3 protein-coding genes and 1 pseudogene are annotated in these 3,039 nt (G+C 70.3%); all 4 read right to left on the bottom strand.

Annotation, left to right across the window (positions count from 1 at the left end):
• Positions 1-100: 100 nt before the first annotated feature.
• Complete coding sequence (locus AC31A1_RS49280) at positions 101-520, bottom strand: ATP-binding protein (protein ID WP_489659573.1); 420 nt, start codon at positions 518-520, stop codon at positions 101-103.
• A gap of 13 nt (positions 521-533) precedes the next feature.
• A complete protein-coding gene (locus tag AC31A1_RS49275) occupies positions 534-1,229 on the bottom strand; it encodes a hypothetical protein (protein WP_489659572.1) in 696 nt (231 codons plus the stop codon).
• Positions 1,229-2,362, bottom strand: coding sequence for a hypothetical protein (locus tag AC31A1_RS49270; protein ID WP_489659571.1), 1,134 nt, complete (start codon positions 2,360-2,362; stop codon positions 1,229-1,231). Before AC31A1_RS49270 ends, AC31A1_RS49275 begins: the two co-directional genes overlap by 1 nt.
• Positions 2,359-3,039 (bottom strand): annotated as a pseudogene (locus AC31A1_RS49265) (hypothetical protein); the annotation flags it as partial. The gene AC31A1_RS49270 and the pseudogene AC31A1_RS49265, both read right to left, overlap by 4 nt.

Raw genomic sequence — 3,039 nt, 5'->3', positions numbered from 1 at the left:
GCGCAGTTCCCCGCGCCCCTAGGGGGTTGGGGTGGGCGGAGTTAGAGGGCTAGGTGCGGCCGCGCGGCGGTAGCCGCATGTTCGATACAGTCCCCCGCCCCTAAGGGGTTGCCGTTGCCGTGGAGTCCTCGTTGCCGTCTCCGTCTCCCGGACCCGTGTCCGGTGTTGTCCACTTGGCGCAGAGGGCCGTGTACGCCGCCGTGTTGTCCACGAAGTTGGCCAGGGCTGCGGCCACCGCCTGTTGGGCTGCTGTCTGGTCGGGGACTACCGGATTGGTGTCGATCGGCGGGACGGTGACGCGGCCGCTGCCGCGCAGGGTCGCGGAGTTGGGGCCGGACTCGGTGAACTGGGCGGTGACGGTGACCGGGGAGTAGAGGCCGGTGACCGAGTCGGGGGCGATGACGGTGTTGTAGCTGGAGTCGGAGACGTTGATGTAGACCGTGTGGCCGGCCTCGGTGATGGTGGCGCGGCCCGCGAAGTCGATGGCGAGGCCCCAGGGCTGAGTGGGGTCGATGTCCATGGGTTGTCCTTCCTCAGGTCTGGCGGCCGTACATCAGTACGGGGTTGACGTAGACGGTGCCGGAGGCGCTGGTGACCTGGGCCTGGACCTCGACCTTGAGCAGGCCGCCGTATGCGGCGGAGAAGTCGGAGGCGACCGGGCCCGACTGGTCGAAGTCGGCGCCGGCGGCGACGACGGTGCCCCACTGGGCGCCGTTGACGAGGAGCTGGACGGAGCCGGTGGCGCCGGAGCTGGTGCGGGTGTTCATGAGGAGCCGCATCTTCGGCTGCCAGACGACGTTGTAGGACATCGCGATCGTCGTCATCGTGGTCGCCGTGGTCTGCGGCCAGCGGGTGACGGTCGCGTCCTGCGGCGGCAGCAGGTTCAGCCAGGGCCGGGCGAGACCGCCGGTGGCGACGTCGTCCGAGATCAGCTCGCGTTCGGCGATGTCGTAGATGCGCAGGGGCTGTGCGGAGGCGGCGGTGCCGTCGCCGTTGTACATGCTCATCGCCAACTGGCCTGTCTGGCGGCGGAGTTCCATGCGGTACTCGTCGGTGCCGGGCCACTTGCCGATCTTGAAGACCGGGGAACCGGTGGCCGGGCCCACCTCCAGGGTGCCGCCCGAGACCGTGTTGAGGGCCGGGCGGGTGTTGACGGCCGTGGAGAGCTGCTGGATGCGGCGTTCCATCTGGGTGAGCCGGTCGATGATGTCTTCGGGGAGCTGGGGCATCAGACCTCCTCCAGGTAGAGGTCGGCGGTGTCGGGGCGGCCGCGCTGGGCGGGGCTGACCTTGACGCCGATGATCCGGTAGCGGGTGTCGAGGCCCTCGGCGTACCACTCGTCGGTGATCCGGATGCGGACCGTGCGGCCGATCAGCGCGGCCGGGACCAGGTCGTCCAGGCGCACGCTGATCTCGGGGATCACCACCGCGCCGGTGGCCGCGGCCAGTTCGGTGCGGGCGAGCGCGGTGAGGGTGGCCGCGTCGGTGATGTCGTTGTGGTCCGAGGTCAGGTCGATACGGGGGTAACCCGCTTGTCCGATCAGGTCGTTGGCCACCGCGACCGTGGAGCACAGGGGGCGGGACTCGCTGGCCTGGTCCGTGTTGGTGGAGGCGCCTCGGGCGCGGTCCGTGGTGCCGCCGCGGGTCGCGTCGCGCGGGAAGGAGTACGCCAGGATCGTGCCCGGGCGGTCCATCACCAGGTCGGTGGCGCCGGTGAGGATCTTCGGGCTGCCGAGACGGAGGCGGCGTACGCGGGCGCCGGTCGTCGGGTCCGTGTACACCGAGATGTAGTGCTCGAAGCCGTTCTCCAGCGCCGCCAGTGCGTCCAGCGCGTCGAGATAGACCGTCTCGTCGCCGTCGCGGTAACTCGCCGAACGGGTCACCCCGGAGGTCTCGGTGCCGTAGCTGACGCCGATGTCGCCGCCGGGGAGCGCGGTCTGGAGGTCCGTCCACAGCGCCCTTGCCACGTCCAACTGGTCGCCGCTGAGGGTCAGTTGGTAGTTCGGGTCGTATTCGGGGGTCGTTGCCCGGATCAGGCGCCTTCCCGCGTACGACTCGAAGGTCGCCGCCTGGATGCCGAGGGTGAGCACGCCCTGGTCGTCGCTCTGCACGGTGCTCGTCCAGACGATGCCGCCCCACCACAGGTCGCTGCCGCGCTGGAGGTAGACCGAGGTGCGGCCCTCCTCGATACGGCGGACCCGGGCGGCCATCGCCGCGTCGGGGACGGGGATGGTGCCCGAGAGTGAGCCGGCCTTGCCGATGTAGTCGTCGACGGTGACGTCCCGTAGGGGGAGGATGTCGATGGTGCCGTCCGTGCGCAGGTCGCAGAAGATCGCCCGGTACGGCGTGTTGATGGTCGTCATGCGGCGGCCTCGTAGGTGGCGGTGCCGGTGATGGTGTGGCCGCTCGCCCAGGTCCACGGGCTGAGGGCGTCCAGTGAGCCCGTGTTGGCGACGGCGGTGGCGGAGGTCTGGGCGGAGGACATGACCAGTTCGAAGGCGCCGGTGGTGGTGAGGGAGAGCCGGGCCATGGCGCGGCTGCCCGCGGTGTTGGCCGACACCTCGGCGAAGCCGATCCCCAGGCGGGTCGCCGCGGCGGTGACCGGCAGGGAGAAGCGCCAGTTGTCGTTGGTGGTGGGGCTGGTGCCGAAGCTGGTGGTGCTGCCGAACGTGATCTGGAAGTTCAGGTGCACGGTCGTCCCGGACTTGACGTACCGGCAGCTCACCGAGGCGTTGCCGAAGGACGGGGTCGCCGAACCGGTGTTGGTGGTCCAGGCCGGGGTCCAGTTCTGCCAGGTCGGCAGGACCGGGTAGTCGGCCCAGGCGGTGCCGTTCCAGCGCTGCAACTGGCCGTTGTTGTCGCGGTATTGGCCCGGGTAGGCGCCGTTGGCGGTGTCGGTGGTGACCGGGAGGATGCCGCCGAGGCCGACCGTCGCGTTGCGGACGCCGGTGAGGGCGGTGGACCAGGTGATGCCGCCGGTGCCCGCGCTGGTGTTCTTGGGCACGCTGATCTGGTAGAGCGGGATGGCGAGGTCGGGGGT

This window comes from Streptomyces sp. P5F9 (assembly GCF_057961495.1).
Note: the sequence above shows the minus strand (reverse complement) of the source record. Positions and strands in the feature narration are given on the sequence as shown.

Excerpts from the sequence above, each read along its gene's own strand:
- AC31A1_RS49280 (WP_489659573.1), bottom strand. The coding sequence starts at position 520 with ATGGACATCGACCCCACTCAGCCCTGGGGCCTCGCCATCGACTTCGCG.
- AC31A1_RS49270 (WP_489659571.1), bottom strand. The coding sequence starts at position 2,362 with ATGACGACCATCAACACGCCGTACCGGGCGATCTTCTGCGACCTGCGC.
- AC31A1_RS49275 (WP_489659572.1), bottom strand. The coding sequence starts at position 1,229 with ATGCCCCAGCTCCCCGAAGACATCATCGACCGGCTCACCCAGATGGAA.